Here is a 14,982-nt window from a genome sequence, read left to right as displayed (position 1 = left end):
CTCAAGTGAGTTGGTTGCCAACTCGCCCAAGATGGCAGAAGGAGGAACCATCATGCCCGCCATAGCCCTCCTCGCAGCCGTGTTCGTCGTCACCGTCGAGCAGGTGGTACAGGTGAAGTACGGAGTCCTCGGCATCGCCGGTCTGCTTCTGCTGACCGTGGGGGTCAAGGCCAAGAACACCACCTGCAGCTCCATCGGAGCGATCATCCTCGCGCTGTTGGTGGCCGGACCCGCGGTCTGAGCCACCCGGCCCCGGCCCGCTCCTAGCCGTGGTTCAGCTTCAGGTCCTGGCTGATCGTCTCCCAGAGCGCGTTGAACCACAGGTGGGACTGCTCCACGAACGTCGTGTCCCGCAAGCCGTCCCCTTGTTGGAACGGGAAGAGCATCGACTGCGTTCCCTGCGCGTCCCACATCTCCAGATACTCCTGGCCGATCTCCTCGCCGCGTCTGGTGAGGGTGTAGTACGCGAACAGCGCCTCGGAGCCGTTGATCAGATAGAGCTTGACGGGCGGGGTGAAGGGCAGGGCGCGGAACTCCACATGGACGTCGATGCCGTGCGTCGCCCGCAGCGTCAGCAGGTTGTGCCGCAGCACCTGGCCCTGCGCGTTGCGCTGGTCGAGCCAGCGGCGGTGCACATGGCCGCCGTCGTCGTCCTCGACCGCCGCCGGGAAGGCGAGGTCGATGTCGCGGCTCGGCAGCAGCACCCGGACGTCGACCTTGGCCGGTTTCGGCCCCCCGGCGTGAATCTGCCGCAGCGGTTCACCGATCGCCATGGTCAGGGAGACGGAGGTGAGACACAGCGCGTCGATCTCCACGTGCGGGGCCTGGAAGGCGGCGGCGATGCGCGGGGCGAGGCCGACCATGGTCGGCTCGGGGCGGATGTCGTCGGAGCTCCGGCCGGAGGGGCCCGCGACCGTGGCGGGGCTGCCCTTGGACACGTTGGCCAGCAGCTGCTCGCTCTGCAGCACGCGCAGCGCCTGCCGCACGGCACCGCGCTCCACACCGAACTCGACCGCCAACTCCGCCTGCGTGGGCATGCGCTGGCCGGGCCGCAGCTCCCCGGACCTGATCCGGTCGCGCAGCGCGTCTGCCACTTCGTGATGCGAGCGGTGGGCAGGCCTGCTCGCCCTGTTCCGCTCGTTGACGGAGGCGTGGTCCGGGCTCACAACCAAACAGTACAACTTCTCGCCATCTTTGGGGAGTTGCCGAGAAGGTGGTTATGAGACGCACCATCGCGGAGATAAGTCAGATTGAGTTGGTAGCCAACTTGGGCGACATGGTCAGACTCTTCGAGGGTTGGCCAGCAGCCCAGACCGCCGGGCCGAACCCGGCGTTCGGATCGATCGGTTGGCAGCCGGCCACGGGGGTCCGTCGCCCCCGTGCGGAAGGGGGACCGTCATGCCGCTCATCGCCGTCGCCATCGCCGCCCTCGCCATCGGGTTCGAGCAGCTCGTCCAGTGGAAGTACGGACCGATGGGCATCATCGCGTTCGTCATGCTCACCGTCGGGATCAAGGCCAAGAACACCACCTGCGGCGGCATCGGCGCGCTGCTCCTCGTACTGCTGCTCGCCCAGTCGGGCTGAGGGGCCCACAGTCCGGCTGACCGGGCTCCCATCCGGAGGGGAGCCGGGAGTTCGGTCAGCCGTCCGACCGGGGGCCCGGACCGCTCAGAGGCCCCGCCACGCCAGGTCCGGTCCCCGATGAATCGACGGGGTGGCCCACACCCGTGGGCCACCCCGTCGGCACGTCGGCCCTCGCGGGCAGGGACGTACGCGGTACGGCCCCTGGCAAACGCTCAGAGAACCGCCCGTATCTCCCCCACCTCGCGCCCCGCCCCCAGCAGCGGCGCCCTGCCGATGCGGTCCAGGACCGGGGCGTCGGTGCCGAGCAGGCGCAGGGCGCGGGCCAGGACCGGGCCCAGGACGCGGGTCGCGCCGTCGTCGATCTTGAAGGCGAGGGCCCGGCCGTCGGGCAGCGCGACGGCCTGGACCGCCTCGGCGCCCATCTTCGACAGCGCGCCGGGCACCTCCCGCATCAGCCAGGTGTCGGGCCGCCGCGTCCCGGCGACGTACTCGGGGTGGGCCCGCATCGCGTCCGCGACCCGGCGCTCGGGGCTGCCGTCGGGCGCGAGCACGAAGTGCCGGTAGGCGCGGGCGAGGCCGGTGAGGGAGACGGCCATCAGGGGCGCGCCGCAGCCGTCCGTGCCGACGGCGGTGACCGGCTCGCCCGCCGCTGCCTCGATGCCCTCGTGGACCAGGCGCTGGAGCGGGTGCTCCGGGTCGAGGTAGGTCTCCTTGGACCAGCCGTTCAGCTCGCAGGCCGCGAGCATCGCCGTGTGCTTGCCGGAGCAGTTCATCGTGACCCGGTCGCGTACGGAGCCCGCCGCCAGGTACGTCTCCGCCTCGACGGGGTCCAGCGGGAGGTCCTCGGGGCACTGCAGCTCGGCGGCGGTCAGCCCGTGCTCGGCCAGCATCTTCTGTACGAGATCGAGGTGAAACGTTTCTCCGGAGTGGCTGGCGGCGGCCAGGGCGAGGCGCTCGCCGGACAGGTCGAGCCCGGCCCGCAGCACCGCCGCGGCCTGCATCGGCTTGTTGGTGGAGCGCGGGAAGACCGGCGCCGTGACATCGCCGAGCGCGAGCTGCACGCCGCCGTCGGCCCCGAGCAGCACCAGGCTGCCCCGGTGCCGGCCCTCGACGAAGCCGGAGCGTACGACCTCGGCGAGGACCGGGGGTATGACGGGGGAACTGGTGGCGGCGGAACGGGTGGCGGCGGACGGCAGCGGCGTCTGCTGCGTACTCGGCATCTTCGGCCTTCCGGGGTGCGGGCGGTGCGACGGCCGTCCGCGGGAACGCCGGGTCCGTGGGGACCGCGGGATTGCCGGATCCGTGGGACCGCGGGAACGCCGGGTCCGTGGACACCGTGGACGCCGTGGGGCCGCCGGGATCACGGCCGCGGCGGACGCCCGCGCACGGCGGGGCCGGAACGCGGGATTCCGGCTGCCGTCGTGCGCGGGCGCCCACCGGAGTCGGGGATCACGGGCGGCCACGGGTCCTCGGGGGTCACCGGGCCCGGCGGGGCGGCGGTGCCCACCGGGCCGGCGGGGTCACGCGAGCAGGTCGTCTACTTGTGCTTCACCTTCACGGTACCTGCGGGCGATCTCCGCACTGCAATCGTCCGTGGTGCGCTGCATCTCCTGACGGCGCCGCGAAACCTGCTGCTCATAGCGGACGAGGCGGCCCATGGCCGTGTGCAGCTCGTCGTCCGTGCGGGCCGCGAGGTCGGAGAGCTCGACCTCGGCCAGCATGTCGGCGGCCAGGCGGCGGTACTCCTCGCTGTGCGGGGTGCCGAGCGTCACATGGCGGGCGGAGGAGCGGTGCCGGGCCGGGCCGTCCGTGAGGATCTCCGCGAGCCGGTCCACGACCAGCGGTGACTCCGCCGCGCCCGGGGACCGCGGGTCCCGGGCGCCCGCATCCGTGCCCGCGCCCGCGCGCGGGCTCCTGCGGCGCGCGGTCTCGGCCCGCAGGATGTCGATGCGTCCCTGCAGCAGCCGTCGTACGTAGCTCAGATCGGCCTCGTCCTGCTGCGCGGAGCGGCGCAGCTCGCGCAGTTCCGGCAGGCGGAGGGCGGCCAGGTCGTGCGCGGGCGCGTCGGGCAGCGCGGGGCTGTCCGTGCGCTGGGTGGGCGGGCGCGGCACGTTCGTACCGCCGATGCCTGCCGCACCGGGCACCCCGCTCGCCCCACCCGTCGCGGCCATTCCGCCCGTCGCGCCCGTCCCGCCCGTACGTCTCGTTCCTGGTGACCATGGTGTGCTGGACGCACTGGGAGTACTGGGCGTACTGGGTGTGCTCATGTGGCTCTACCGTCCCCTCAGCCGGCGCGGTACACCGCGTGTGAGCATCGTGCCACCCCTCGTGGCCGCTCTGTGCACGAGTGCCCCCAATCGGCCCCGGATGGGGGGTTCTGGACCGGCGCGCGGACGGCGCGCTCGGGCAGGGCATCATGGGCGGCATGCGTGCGGTGGTGCAGAGGGTGGACGGCGCGAGTGTCGTCGTGGACGGTGAGACGGTCGGCGAGATCTCCGGCGAGGGGTTGTGCGTGCTCGTGGGGGTGACGCACGACGACACCAAGGAGAAGGCCGGTCAACTGGCGCGCAAGCTTTGGTCCTTGCGGATGCTGTCCGACGAGAAGTCCTGTTCGGACGTCGACGCGCCGCTCCTCGTCATCAGTCAGTTCACTCTGTACGGCGACGCGCGCAAGGGCCGCAGGCCCACCTGGAACGCGGCCGCGCCCGGCGACGTGGCCGAGCCCCTCGTCGACGAGGTCGTCGCCCACCTCCGCGCCCTGGGCGCCACGGTGGCCACGGGCCGCTTCGGCGCCCACATGCGTGTGGGCCTCACGAACGACGGGCCGTTCACTGTGCTGCTGGAGATGTGAGGCGCCCGGGGGATGCCCTGCCGGGGGCTCCCCAAGCCCGCCCCTTCCCGTAACCAGGGGGCTGCCGCCCCCTGGACCCCCGCTATCGGCCTGAACGGCCTCGTCCTCAAACGCCGGACGGGCTGGAAGGGGCGGGCGGGCCAGAAGGGGCGGGTGGGCTCGAACGGGCGGGCGGGCCAGAGGGTGGGTGGGTGGTGATCGGCCTCAACGGCGCCTCACCCTCAAACGCCGGACGCGCTGGAAGCGCCGGGCGGGCTCTAAGGGGCGGGCTGGGTGGGTGCTGATCGGGTTGGACGGTCTCGTCCTCTTGGACGGTCTCGTCCTCAAGCGACGGATGGGCTGGGTGGGCTGGACGGAGTGGGCGGGCTAGAAAGATGGGTGGGTGCTGATCGGGCTGGGCGAGCTCGTCGTCCAACGACGGACGGGCCGAGAGTGGTTGCTGGACGCATTGGCTGATGTGCCGACTACGTCCCGTAGGGCAAGTCAGGGCGGGTGGGTGGGGAAAAATAGCCCGTCCGGCGATTGAGGACGAGCGCGGCAGCGCGATTCGGGGGTCACCCCGGCCGGGGGGCGGCGGCGCTACGGCTCGACCACGGGCTCCTGGGACGCGGCCGTTGTGCCGGCGACCAGCTCCGCGTCCAGGGGAACATTGCGCTTCACGAGGGCAAGGGCGATCGGGCCCAGCTCGTGGTGGCGTACAGAGGTGGTGATGAAGCCGAGCTTGCGGCCGTCGGGCCCGTCCGCGGCGAGGTGGAGCGGCGTACCGTGCACCGGCAGGTGCACCTCGCTGCCGTCCAGGTGGAGGAAGACCAGGCGCCGCGGCGGCTTGCCGAGGTTCTGGACGCGGGCGACGGTCTCCTGGCCCCGGTAGCACCCCTTCTCCAAATGCACCGCCGTGCCGATCCAGCCCAGCTCGTGCGGGATGGTGCGGTGGTCGGTCTCGAAGGCGAGCCGGGGCCGGTGGTGCTCGACGCGCAGCGCCTCGTACGCGAGGAGCCCGGCGGCGGGCCCGTGCTCCTCGGCGAAGGAGGAAAGGTCCGCGCGGGGCAGGAAGACGTCGCGGCCCTGCGCCGTCTCGCGCACGACGGCGCCCTCCGGGACGGGCGCGATGGAGCCCGCGGGCAGGTGCACGAGGGCGAACTCGGCGGTGCGGTCGGCGACTTCGACGCGGTAGAAGAACTTCATGCTCTCCAGGTACGCGATGAGCGCGTCCTGGGTGTTGGGCTCCACGTGCGCCCACATCGTCTCGCCGTCGTCGACGAGGTACAGGGCGTGCTCGATGTGCCCGTTCGCGGAGAGGATCAACGCTTCCGTGGCCCGGCCCGCCGGCAGATCGCTGACGTGCTGGGTGAGGAGGAGATGCAGCCAGCTCAGTCGGTCGGCACCGGTGACCGTGACGACGCCGCGGTGCGAGAGGTCGACGAATCCGGTGCCGTCGGCGAGGGCACGCTGCTCGCGGAACAGATCGCCGTAGTGGGCGGCGACGCCTTCGTCCACGCCCTCTGCGGGGACGGCGCCGGGCAGCGACAGCAAGGGGCTCTTCATGTTCACAAAGAGTACGACCCGATGGTCGCGGTGCTTATTCCTCGCCCGTCCCAGCGGCGCATTTCTCGCAGCGCCCAAAGATCGCGAAGTGCTTCATGTCGGTGTCGAAGCCGAACATCCCGCGCAGCTTCGCGGTGAACTCCGCGGCCACGTCGAGATCGGCCTCGATGACGTTCGTGCAGTCCCGGCACACCAGGTGGATGTGGTGGTGGCGGTCCGCGAGGTGGTACGTGGGGGCGCCGTGCCCGAGGTGGGCATGGCTGACCAGCCCCAGCTCCTCCAGGAGCTCCAGGGTCCGGTAGACGGTGGAGATGTTGATCCCCGACGCCGTCTTGCGCACCTCGCAGAGGATGTCGTCGGGCGTCGCGTGCTCCAGCGCGTCCACGGCTTCGAGCACGAGCTGGCGCTGCGGCGTCAGGCGATAGCCGCGCTGGCGCAGGTCGCTCTTCCAGTCGGAGTCGGTGCTCACCACACTCCGCAGTCTAGGCCCAAGGGGCGAGCACCGGTCCGGACCGTTTGAAGAAGGCGGATGCAAGAAGGCGGCTGCCTGCTCGAAAACGGCGGTGCCTACTTGAAGAAGGCGATGCCGTCGTCCGGCAGGTCGCCCAGGTTCCGCGCCATCTCGGCGACGTCCTCGGGCGTGACGACCTTCTTGAGCTGCGCGGACATGTACGGCCGCAGCGGCACCTCGGGCGTCTGCTTCTCGCCGACCCACATCAGGTCGCCCTTCACGTACCCGTACAGGCGCTTGCCGCCGGTGTACGGGCCGGAGGCGGCGGTGCGGGCGACGGCGTCGGTGGCCAGGTCGATCTGCGGCTTCTGGTCGGCCAGCTCGCCGTACCAGACCTCGACGACGCCGTCCTGGCGGACCATGACGGTCTCGACCTTGCGGTCCTTGTCGATGCGCCAGAAGCCGGACTCGGACTCCAGCGGCTCCACCTTGTTGCCGTCGGCGTCGAGCACCCAGGTGCGCGAGTGGTACTCGAGGAAGTCCCGGCCGTCGTGCGTGAAGGAGACTTCCTGGCCGAAATTCGCCTTCGGGGAGCCGGGGAAGTCGGTGACGCCCGCGCCGGCCCAGTTGCCCAGGAGCCAGGCGAGGGGGACGAGGTCGCGGTGCAGGTCGGACGGGATCTCGATCATGAGGTGCTCAGGAGTCTCTCGGTGGGGGGGTGCGGTCAGCGCTGGCCCTGGTACAGCTTCTTCACGGTCAGGCCCGCGAAGGCGAGGACGCCGACGCAGACCAGGACAAGGAGGGCGGAGAAGAAGGCCTCAAGCACTTAAAGCTCCTCGGTGAGCGGTGTATAGGGCGGTACAGAGCCGGGTCCCACTGTAGTCGGGCCCCGCCGCCCCCTCCCGCCGAGGTGGGCCACCCGGCTAGTGGCGGCGCTTGCCGTCCAGCTCGTCCCACCACTCGTCGGACTTCGGATCCCCCGAGGGGTCGTCCCACCAGCGGTCGTCCGGGCCGCGCCGGTTGGCGACCATCGCGGCGAGCGGCGGGATCACCATGGCCACCACGCACATGCCGACGGCGACGGGGGTCGACCATAGCCGCACGACGCCCCACGCCAGGACGAAGAGGGCCAGGCAGGTGCCCATCATGGCGAAGTACACATGGCGCCGTCGCGCGTACATATCTCCAGCGTACGACCAAGTCACCAGCCCGCAGGGGGAAAAGCAACCCCCGCCCCAGCCGACGGACGGAGTCCGGCGCAGCGCCACGAAGCCTGGGAGGCCCGCCAGGGCCGAGCAGTGCGAGCGGCGCATCAAGGAGGGGCCACATGGCGCCGTCGCGCGTACATACGTCCAGCGTAGAACCGAAGGGCCGCACCCCTCCAGTGGCGTCCAACCCCTGGGGTGCGGCCCTACGGCCTGCAGTCGGCCCTACGGCCTGTCTCCTCAGACGGCGATCGCGACCTCCGCGAGGCCGCCCGTCTGCGCGACGACCGTGCGGTCCGCCGTGCCGCCGGGCACCAGGGCCCGCACGGTCCACGTGCCCTCGGCCGCGTAGAAGCGGAACTGGCCCGTCGCGGACGTGGGCACCTCCGCGGTGAACTCGCCGGTCGAGTCGAGCAGGCGCACGTAACCGGTGACGGGCTCGCCGTCGCGGGTCACCTGGCCCTGGATCGTGGTCTCACCGGGCTTGATCGTCGAAGCGTCCGGGCCGCCGGCCTTGGCTCCACACATGCGTACTCCTAGGGGAAGAGAGAAGGTCGGGGCTTGCTTACTTGTTGGCGCCGAGCTCGATCGGCACGCCCACCAGGGAGCCGTACTCGGTCCAGGAGCCGTCGTAGTTCTTGACGTTCTCGACACCGAGCAGCTCGTGCAGGACGAACCAGGTCAGGGCGGAGCGCTCACCGATGCGGCAGTACGCGATGGTGTCCGTGGCGAGATCGACCTGCTCGTCGGCGTACAGCGCCTTGAGCGCGTCGTCCGACTTGAAGGTGCCGTCGTCGTTGGCGTTCTTCGACCACGGGATGTTGCGGGCGCTCGGCACGTGGCCGGGGCGCTGTGACTGCTCCTGCGGCAGGTGCGCCGGGGCGAGCAGCTTGCCGGAGAACTCGTCGGGCGAGCGGACGTCGACCAGGTTCTGCGCGCCGATCGCGGCGACCACGTCGTCGCGGAAGGCGCGGATGGAGGTGTCCTGCGGCTTGGCCTTGTAGTCCGTGGCGGGACGGTTCGGCACCTGGGAGCCGTCGACCAGGTCGCGGGAGTCGAGCTCCCACTTCTTGCGGCCGCCGTCGAGGAGCTTCACGTCCTGGTGGCCGTAGAGCTTGAAGTACCAGAAGGCGTAGGAGGCGAACCAGTTGTTGTTGCCGCCGTAGAGGACGACCGTGGAGTCGTTCGCGATGCCCTTGCCGGAGAGCAGCTTCTCGAAGCCCTCCTGGTCGATGAAGTCGCGGCGGACCGGGTCCTGGAGGTCCTTGGTCCAGTCGATCCGGATCGCGTTCTTGATGTGGTTCTTGTCGTACGCCGAGGTGTCCTCGTCCACCTCGACGATCACGACCTTCGGGTCGTCGATGTGGGCCTCGACCCAGTCGGCGTCTACCAGGACGTCGCTGCGGCTCATGCTGTTCTCCTCCGGGGCAGTTGCGGCGGGGATGCGGAAGTGCGGGTACTCGCGGTGCGCGTATGGGTACGCGGGGAGGCACCGGCATACGCACGGGGGCCCTGACGGTGACCCTGGGAAGGCCAACGGGCCGGGGGAATACGGGAGTTGAGGCTCCCGTTCAGAAGGTGCGACAGAGCATGGCGGCGACGCGGCACAGGTCCACTGCCCGCCGCTTCGTGAGGTCCGCCTGTCGATGCATGCGTCCGATCGTAGGGACGGTGGGGCGGCCGTGTCACCGGCGTGTCGGATGCTGAGACGATTTCGTCCAAGATGTGATCAGAGGCGCGTTTTCAGGCCAGCGCGCGGGGCCCGCGGGGCCGGGGACGCGGCGCGGGCGCCCGCCCACCATCTGAGGGACGGACGCCCGCGTCTCGTACTACGGACAACTACCTAGGTGACACCCGGGGTCAGGACACCAGGTCCACGTTCTCGCCCTTCACGGCCACGTCCACGCCGTCCGGCGCGGCCTGCACCGTGTCGAGCTTGATGCCGCCGGGCAGGTCGGTGATCTTCTCCTCGAAGTCGGTGACGTTCCGGACCATGCCCTCGGGCAGCGGGATCGTCACGCCGAGCACTTCGAGGTTCTTCGGGATGGTGTCGGCGTGCACCCGGATCGTGTCGCCCTCGACGGTCAGCGTGCTGAGTACGTGCACGGGCTTGGGGAGCTTCGTGCCGCCCTTGCTCACCTCGACCTCGACCTTGACCTTGCCGTCGCCGCCGTCGGAGAGGCCGACGACCTCGCCGGTGGCGCCGAGCGGCAGCCGCACCGGCTCGGCCTTGGCGGCCTTCAGCAGCTCGTCGTAGGAGATCCGGGCGACGCCCGCGGCCGAGTCGGCGGTGGCGGAGCTGTAGTCGCTGGAGAAGTCGACGCCGTGCATGGTGGCGCTGAGGTCGGCGACGCGGATGGTGTCGCCGTCGGACTTGGCGTCGTAGTCCTTGATGCCGATCTCGACGTCGTCGAGCTTGCCGCCGAGGGCCTGGGTCAGGAACGGGAAGCCCTTGATGGACACGTCGGGGGTGCTGCTGAGCCCCTCCTGCGTCTTGAGCTTCTCCGCCGCCTCGTTCTCCGCGAAGTTCACCGCGAACCGGTCGGCCGCGACGAAAAGGCCCCCCAGGATCACCACGACGATCAGAAGTATGCGTATCGCGCGTTTGCTCATGCCTGCTGTTCCCCGTCCCCCGCCTCGGTTGTCCGTTGCCGCGAGCCTAAAGGACAGGCCCCCGGCCATCGTGCCCGGCCGGGGACCTGTAGATCGAATGTGACGTTGCGGACGGGGGCCGCGGGTTCAGCCGAGGGCGCGACCCAGCAGATAGACCGCGGGCGCGGCGGCCGCGAGCGGCAGCGCGACACCGGCCGTGAAGTGCACGAACCGCGACGGGTAGTCGTACGAGGCGACACGGTGCCCGATCACGGCGCACACGCCGGCGGCGAGCCCGAGCAGCGCGCCCTTGCTGCCGAACTCGGTGGCCCCGCCCACCGCGATGCCCGCACCGGCCGCCGCGAGCAGCGCCACGACCACCGACACGGGCGTCGGCAGCGGCAGCGCGCGGGCCAGCACGGCCACGGCGACGGCGACACCGCCGACGGTGACGGCCTCGTGCGCCGCGGCGAGGTGCCCGGCCGCGATGATCGCGAGCGCGCTGGAGGCGAGGGTGGCCATCAGGCCGTACATCCGCTCGTCCGCGCCGGCCCGGCTGCGCAGTTGCAGGACGAGCACCAGCAGCACCCACACGCCGAGCGTGCCGAGGATCGCGGCCGGGGCGTTGCCCTCGCCGGTGGCGAGCAGCGCGACGTCGGCGGCGACACCGCCCAGGAACGCCAGCGCGATGCCCTGCCGGGCGGGCCACATCCCGTTCAGCCGGAACCAGCCGGCGGCCGTCACGCCCTGCAGGATCACCAGCGGTACGAGCAGCGCGTACTGCCCCGCCGCGGCGCCGCCCGCGAGCAGCAGCCCGAGCACGGCGGTGAGCAGGGCGGGCTGCATCCCCGGCTCTATGACCGGCGACCGCCCCTCGGCCCGCGCCCGCTGCGCGTCGGTGACGCGGGGGTTACCGGTGACGGTGGCGGGGCCGTAGGAGGGGGCGCTCTCGGGCGCGGAGCTGGACTCGGGTGCGGGGGCGGCCCGGTGCCTCCCGGCAGGAGGTGCCGTTTGCCCTGTGGGCGGCGGGGCTGCTGTTTGCTCTGTGGGCGGCTGGTAGTAGGCGCCGGAGTAGTCCGGCCGCTGGTACCCCTGTGGGGGTTCCGCATACGACTGCGGAGGCAGATACGCCGTCTCCGTCATGTCCACCGCCGGCGGAGCCGAGTGCACCTGGGTGTCCCAGGTCTGCCCCTCCCACTGCTGGGTGGCGTACTGCTGCTGCGCGTAGGGGTCCTGGTACCCCCAGGCCTCGTCGGCCTGCGGCTGCGGATACGGCTGATGCTGTTGATAAGGGTCGTACGGTTCGTTGCTCATCGCGTACGGGTCATCCTCCTGCGAACGGCGGGAGCACCTCGACCGTGCCGCCCTCGGCAAGCCGTACGGTCTCATGGGCGCGGGTCCCCACGGGGTCACCGTCGATGAGGAACGAGCAGCGCCGCAGCACGCGGTCGAGTTCTCCGGGGTGTCGCGCGCGGGCGGCGCTGAGCGCCTCGGCCAGCGTGGCCTCGGCGTACGCCTCCTCGGCGACACCCGCCGCAGCTTTGGCGGCGGCCCAGTACCGAATGGTCCCCGTAGCCATACGCCCCACCCTCCTTTGCGGCTAAACCGCCGCCGCTCTCGCGGACCGGGTACTCGCCATCGTGGTTCCTCAATTAATGGTTTCGCGCCGTGCGTCAGGCTAGCTTGCGGACGAATGCGTCCAGTCGACGATCCGCCCAAGCAGCGCGTCGTCCGCCGCGTGCTCGGCGTGCCCCATGCCGGGTTCCAGCCACAGCTCGGCCGCGTCGCCCGCGGCGGCGGCCAGCATCCGGGGGTGGTCGACGGGGAAGTACGGGTCGCGGTCGCCGTGCACGATGAGCAGCGGGGTCGGGGCGATGAGCGGTACGGACTCCGTCGGCGACGGCGGTACGGGGTCCCACTCGCGCGGGTGGATCCGGGTCCGCAGGCCGAGCCGCCCCACCACGCGCCCCGCCCGCCGCGTCACCACCCAGTGCAGCCGCCGCATCGGCGCCGTACCCCGGTAGAACCACCGGGCCGGCGCGCTGACCGCGACGACGGCGTCAACCCACGCTCCCGTGCGCCCCCCGTGCAGCGCGGCGTGCCGCAGCACCACGGAGCCGCCCATGGAGAAACCGACCGTCGCCACGCGCGTGTGCCCGAGCGAGCGCGCCCACTCCACCGCCGCGGCGAGATCGAGCACCTCGCGGTCGCCCACCGTGGAGTGCCCGCCGGATCCTCCGTGCCCCCGGAAGGAGAACGTGATCACGGCCGCACGCTGCGCGAACACCCCCGCGGCCCGGCGCACGTGGGGCCGCCGCAGATCCCCCGTGAAGCCGTGCGCGAGCACGATCGCGGGCCCGCCGACCGGGCCGGGCCCGGGGTCGTACGCGGCTTCGATGGCCACCCCGTCGGAGGTACGGAGCGTTGTACGCAGTGTTGCGCTCCGTTGAACGCGAGTGATCGGCTGCACAGAAGATCGCGCCGTTTGACCTGCCGGACCGGAACTCATGTGGGTTATTCTGCTCGGCAGAGGATCCGGGCAGCGAAGCCCCCGGGTCCTTTCGTGCTTTCAGGGCGACTCGTATACGACGGCTCACCAAAGCCCCGTAAACGAAGCCTCAAGAACGGCGCGCACGGTCACCGCCCAGGGCGCGGGAGGTGTACCACCAGTACGAACAGTACGAAGCAGTGCCGCATACGTCCTCGCAGGGACCGAGGAGGAACCGACGTAATGGGCGAGCGAAACGTGCACGACAGTCAGAAGAACCAGCCGACGACCCAGGCAGGTGGGGCGCGATGAGTTCTCTGCTGCTCCTGACCAACGCCCTCCAGCCGTCGACGGAGGTGCTTCCCGCCCTCGGCCTGCTCCTTCACAACGTGCGGGTGGCCCCCGCCGAAGGCCCCGCACTCGTCGACACCCCCGGTGCCGACGTCATCCTGATCGACGGGCGGCGCGACCTCCCTCAGGTCCGCAGCCTCTGCCAGCTCCTCCGCTCCACCGGCCCCGGCTGTCCGCTGGTCCTGGTCGTCACCGAGGGCGGCCTCGCGGCGGTCACCGCGGACTGGGGCATCGACGACGTGCTCCTGGACACCGCGGGTCCCGCCGAGGTCGAGGCGCGCCTCCGCCTGGCCATGGGCCGCCAGCAGATCACCGCCGACGACTCCCCCATGGAGATCCGCAACGGCGACCTCTCCGTGGACGAGGCGACGTACAGCGCGAAGCTGAAGGGCCGGGTCCTGGACCTGACCTTCAAGGAGTTCGAGCTGATCAAGTACCTGGCGCAGCACCCGGGCCGGGTCTTCACCCGCGCCCAGCTGCTCCAGGAGGTCTGGGGCTACGACTACTTCGGCGGCACGCGGACGGTCGACGTCCACGTACGGCGGCTGCGGGCCAAGCTCGGCGTCGAGCACGAGTCGCTGATCGGCACCGTACGGAACGTGGGCTATCGCTTCGTCGTCCCGGAGAAGGTGGACCGCGGCGCCGACGGCGAGAGCGCCAAGGCGGCGACGCCGAAGCCCGAGGGCGAGCGGGCGCCGGAGCCCGCCGCCGAACGGGCGAAGGACCTCGCCGCCGAACGGGCGAAGGAAGCGGCCGCACGCCCTGCTCAGGGCTGACTCCATCCGCGTAGACTGCGCGCGTGGCCAAGGTGACGCGGGACGATGTGGCGCGACTGGCGGGTACTTCGACCGCGGTCGTGAGCTACGTCATCAACAACGGACCCCGGCCGGTCGCCCCGGCCACGCGCGAGCGCGTACTCGCCGCGATCAAGGAGCTGGGGTACCGCCCGGACCGGGTCGCCCAGGCCATGGCGTCGCGGCGCACGGACCTCATAGGCATGATCGTGCCGGACGCGCGCCAGCCGTTCTTCGCGGAGATGACGCACGCCGTCGAACAGGCCGCGTCCGAGCGCGGAAAGATGGTGCTCGTCGGCAACTCCGACTACGTCGAGGAACGTGAGACGCACTATCTGCGTGCCTTCCTCGGCATGCGGGTCTCCGGTCTGATCCTGGTCAGCCACGGCCTGACCGACCAGGCCGCCGCCGAGATCGACGCCTGGGACGCGCGCGTGGTGCTGCTGCACGAGCGGCCCGAGGCCATCGACGACGTCGCCGTCGTCACCGACGACGTGGGCGGCGCCCAGCTCGCCACCCGGCACCTCCTCGAACACGGCCATGAGTACGTCGCCTGCGTCGGCGGCACGGCCGAGACCCCGACCGTCGGCGACCCCGTCTCCGATCACGTCGAGGGCTGGCGCCGCGCGATGCGCGAGGCCGGGCGCTCGGTGGAGGGCCGCCTCTTCGAGGCCCCGTACAACCGCTACGACGCCTACCAGCTCGCCCTCGGCTTCCTCTCCGCCCCCGACCGCCCCACCGCGATCTTCTGCTCCACCGACGACCAGGCCATCGGCATCCTGCGGGCGGCGCGGGAGCTGCGCATCGACGTGCCCGGGGAGCTGGCCGTCGCCGGCTTCGACGACGTCAAGGAGGCCGGGCTCACCGACCCGCCCCTCACCACGGTCGCCTCCGACCGCCCGGCGATGGCGCGCGCGGCGGTCGACCTGGTCCTGGACGACGGGCTGCGGGTGGCCGGGTCGCGGCGGGAGCGGCTGCGGGTGTTTCCTTCGCGGCTCGTCGTGCGCCAGTCCTGCGGCTGCGGCGGCTGACACCTCCGGGGCCCCGGGCCCACGATCTTCTGTTGTCGCGGCCGGTTGTCGCGTCCGGTTGTTGTGGGGGCCGGCGGGGCGGAGCCCTGT

At 71.3% G+C, this 14,982-nt stretch carries 19 protein-coding genes; 5 read left to right on the top strand and 14 right to left on the bottom strand.

The features are described from left to right. The first annotated feature begins 52 nt into the window (after positions 1 to 52). On the top strand, positions 53 to 241 hold the full coding sequence (locus AC0KTA_RS20165) for a hypothetical protein (protein ID WP_481049609.1): 189 nt from the start codon (positions 53 to 55) through the stop codon (positions 239 to 241). A 22-nt stretch (positions 242 to 263) separates the two neighbouring features. On the opposite strand, the gene AC0KTA_RS20160 is transcribed toward AC0KTA_RS20165, so the two are convergent. Then, positions 264 to 1,172, bottom strand: a complete 909-nt coding sequence (locus AC0KTA_RS20160; RefSeq protein WP_481049608.1) for a winged helix-turn-helix domain-containing protein — start codon at positions 1,170 to 1,172, stop codon at positions 264 to 266. A 226-nt stretch (positions 1,173 to 1,398) separates the two neighbouring features. Between AC0KTA_RS20160 and AC0KTA_RS20155 the strand changes: the two genes are divergently transcribed. After that, positions 1,399 to 1,584: a hypothetical protein gene (locus AC0KTA_RS20155; RefSeq protein WP_481049607.1), complete on the top strand. Its 186-nt coding sequence runs from the start codon at positions 1,399 to 1,401 to the stop codon at positions 1,582 to 1,584. Positions 1,585 to 1,796: 212 nt separating this feature from the next. Here the strand turns inward: AC0KTA_RS20155 and AC0KTA_RS20150 are convergent, their stop codons facing one another. Then, on the bottom strand, positions 1,797 to 2,804 hold the full coding sequence (locus AC0KTA_RS20150; protein WP_481049606.1) for an asparaginase: 1,008 nt from the start codon (positions 2,802 to 2,804) through the stop codon (positions 1,797 to 1,799). A gap of 300 nt (positions 2,805 to 3,104) precedes the next feature. Continuing rightward, entirely contained in the window at positions 3,105 to 3,755 is a 651-nt protein-coding gene (locus AC0KTA_RS20145; RefSeq protein WP_481049605.1) for an RsiG family protein, read from the bottom strand. A 254-nt stretch (positions 3,756 to 4,009) separates the two neighbouring features. On the opposite strand from AC0KTA_RS20145, the gene dtd reads away from it, so the two are divergent. Next, complete coding sequence (dtd, locus tag AC0KTA_RS20140; RefSeq protein WP_481049604.1) at positions 4,010 to 4,435, top strand: D-aminoacyl-tRNA deacylase; 426 nt, start codon at positions 4,010 to 4,012, stop codon at positions 4,433 to 4,435. 579 nt (positions 4,436 to 5,014) lie between these two features. Here the strand turns inward: dtd and ygfZ are convergent. From ygfZ to AC0KTA_RS20085, 11 genes are all read right to left on the bottom strand, one after another. Then, complete coding sequence (ygfZ, locus tag AC0KTA_RS20135; RefSeq protein ID WP_481049603.1) at positions 5,015 to 5,980, bottom strand: CAF17-like 4Fe-4S cluster assembly/insertion protein YgfZ; 966 nt, start codon at positions 5,978 to 5,980, stop codon at positions 5,015 to 5,017. A gap of 34 nt (positions 5,981 to 6,014) precedes the next feature. Continuing rightward, entirely contained in the window at positions 6,015 to 6,452 is a 438-nt protein-coding gene (locus AC0KTA_RS20130) for a Fur family transcriptional regulator (protein ID WP_481049602.1), read from the bottom strand. A 95-nt stretch (positions 6,453 to 6,547) separates the two neighbouring features. Then, the gene (locus AC0KTA_RS20125) at positions 6,548 to 7,120 is read right to left on the bottom strand and encodes a heme-binding beta-barrel domain-containing protein (RefSeq protein ID WP_481049601.1); all 573 of its coding nucleotides are present in this window, start codon (positions 7,118 to 7,120) and stop codon (positions 6,548 to 6,550) included. Positions 7,121 to 7,354: 234 nt separating this feature from the next. After that, on the bottom strand, positions 7,355 to 7,612 hold the full coding sequence (locus tag AC0KTA_RS20120) for a DUF3099 domain-containing protein (RefSeq protein WP_481049600.1): 258 nt from the start codon (positions 7,610 to 7,612) through the stop codon (positions 7,355 to 7,357). Between the two features lie 264 nt (positions 7,613 to 7,876). Then, on the bottom strand, positions 7,877 to 8,164 hold the full coding sequence (locus AC0KTA_RS20115) for a DUF1416 domain-containing protein (RefSeq protein WP_054232391.1): 288 nt from the start codon (positions 8,162 to 8,164) through the stop codon (positions 7,877 to 7,879). Positions 8,165 to 8,201: 37 nt separating this feature from the next. Beyond that, complete coding sequence (locus AC0KTA_RS20110) at positions 8,202 to 9,047, bottom strand: sulfurtransferase (RefSeq protein ID WP_481049599.1); 846 nt, start codon at positions 9,045 to 9,047, stop codon at positions 8,202 to 8,204. Between the two features lie 160 nt (positions 9,048 to 9,207). Then, positions 9,208 to 9,288: a putative leader peptide gene (locus tag AC0KTA_RS20105; protein WP_350893136.1), complete on the bottom strand. Its 81-nt coding sequence runs from the start codon at positions 9,286 to 9,288 to the stop codon at positions 9,208 to 9,210. A 208-nt stretch (positions 9,289 to 9,496) separates the two neighbouring features. Further along, a complete protein-coding gene (locus AC0KTA_RS20100) occupies positions 9,497 to 10,249 on the bottom strand; it encodes an LmeA family phospholipid-binding protein (protein ID WP_481049598.1) in 753 nt (250 codons plus the stop codon). Positions 10,250 to 10,375: 126 nt separating this feature from the next. Next, positions 10,376 to 11,542, bottom strand: a complete 1,167-nt coding sequence (locus AC0KTA_RS20095; RefSeq protein ID WP_481049597.1) for a hypothetical protein — start codon at positions 11,540 to 11,542, stop codon at positions 10,376 to 10,378. A gap of 10 nt (positions 11,543 to 11,552) precedes the next feature. Then, complete coding sequence (locus AC0KTA_RS20090; RefSeq protein ID WP_016644788.1) at positions 11,553 to 11,807, bottom strand: MoaD/ThiS family protein; 255 nt, start codon at positions 11,805 to 11,807, stop codon at positions 11,553 to 11,555. Between the two features lie 99 nt (positions 11,808 to 11,906). Next, entirely contained in the window at positions 11,907 to 12,737 is an 831-nt protein-coding gene (locus tag AC0KTA_RS20085; protein ID WP_481049596.1) for an alpha/beta hydrolase family protein, read from the bottom strand. A 287-nt stretch (positions 12,738 to 13,024) separates the two neighbouring features. Here AC0KTA_RS20085 and AC0KTA_RS20080 point away from each other — a divergent pair, with 287 nt between their 5' ends. Together AC0KTA_RS20080 and AC0KTA_RS20075 are read left to right on the top strand one after the other, a co-directional pair. Beyond that, positions 13,025 to 13,843: a response regulator transcription factor gene (locus tag AC0KTA_RS20080; protein WP_481049595.1), complete on the top strand. Its 819-nt coding sequence runs from the start codon at positions 13,025 to 13,027 to the stop codon at positions 13,841 to 13,843. 23 nt (positions 13,844 to 13,866) lie between these two features. Continuing rightward, on the top strand, positions 13,867 to 14,892 hold the full coding sequence (locus tag AC0KTA_RS20075) for a LacI family DNA-binding transcriptional regulator (protein WP_481049594.1): 1,026 nt from the start codon (positions 13,867 to 13,869) through the stop codon (positions 14,890 to 14,892). The last annotated feature ends 90 nt before the right edge of the window (positions 14,893 to 14,982 follow it).

Source organism: Streptomyces sp. Y309 (genome assembly GCF_056712025.1).
Note: the sequence above shows the minus strand (reverse complement) of the source record. Positions and strands in the feature narration are given on the sequence as shown.